Below are 1037 nucleotides of genomic sequence, written 5' to 3'. Positions count from 1 at the left end.
CACAACAAAAATACCGCCACCATGGCTTTGTTCATCCAATGGGCCACCGGCACCCAATCTCTAACCACCTTCGCCGCACACCATGGCGTAACCAGGCAAACCATGCACCACCGATTCCGATGGTGCTGGTGGATCATCCCCACACCCACCATCGACTCATTCCGCATCCATGACCAAATCTTCCTCGACGCGACCTATCTAAAGTCCGGATGCCTCCTGATCGCAGCCAGTAAAACCCACGTCATCAACTGGACCTGGGCCAGACACGAAACCACCGCCGCCTACACCGAACTACTACGCCCCATTGCCGCACCACTTGTCGCAGTGACAGACGGCGGACAAGGTGCCCAATCAGCCATCCACCACTGCTGGCCGACAACACGCATCCAACGCTGCCTCGTCCACGCCCAACGAACAGTCCGCCGCCATACCACCAGCAATCCCCGCACCGATGCCGGCAAAACCCTCTACCGCCTAGCCCTGAAACTCACTCGCATCACCGACCTTGACCAAGCAGCCGAATGGGTCGCCCACCTGCACGAATTCGACCACACCTACCAGGTGTGGATGAACGAGAAAACCACCATCCGCGACCCTGCCACCGGTGCCTACAGCAGGGTCTACACCCACCAACGCGTCCGAGCGGCCTATCAGTCATTACTATCCCTGCACCGCAGGGACCTGTTGTTTACCTACCTGCAACCACCACCAACAACCATCAATCCTGACGGACTAGCAGCGACAACAAACAGTCTTGAAGGCGGCATCAACGCCCCCATAAAAGAACTAGCCCGCAGACACCGCGGACTATCACTACCGCATCAACGCACAGTGATGGATTGGTGGCTGTATCTACATACAGAAGTCCCTGACGATCCGGTCAAGATCGCCAGGGACCAGCGATGGGGTCAAGACGCACTTTCCACAGCAACAAACTTGATCACCCACGACACCACAGCCACTACCAATGACATCGGTGCACCAGCAGAATACGACACCGCCATCGACACCAGCTACCAACACAACCTCGGCATCCA

Annotated in this window: 1 protein-coding gene; it reads left to right on the top strand. The window is 57.3% G+C overall.

Annotated features, from left to right (window positions below; all coding sequences use genetic code 11):
* The coding region (locus tag JQ46_RS07165) for an IS1249 family transposase (protein WP_034986691.1) at positions 1-1037 on the top strand (1037 nt) is incomplete at both ends.

The sequence above is a fragment of the Corynebacterium jeikeium genome (assembly GCF_000738175.1).
GTDB lineage: Bacteria > Actinomycetota > Actinomycetes > Mycobacteriales > Mycobacteriaceae > Corynebacterium > Corynebacterium jeikeium_C.
Note: the sequence above shows the minus strand (reverse complement) of the source record. Positions and strands in the feature narration are given on the sequence as shown.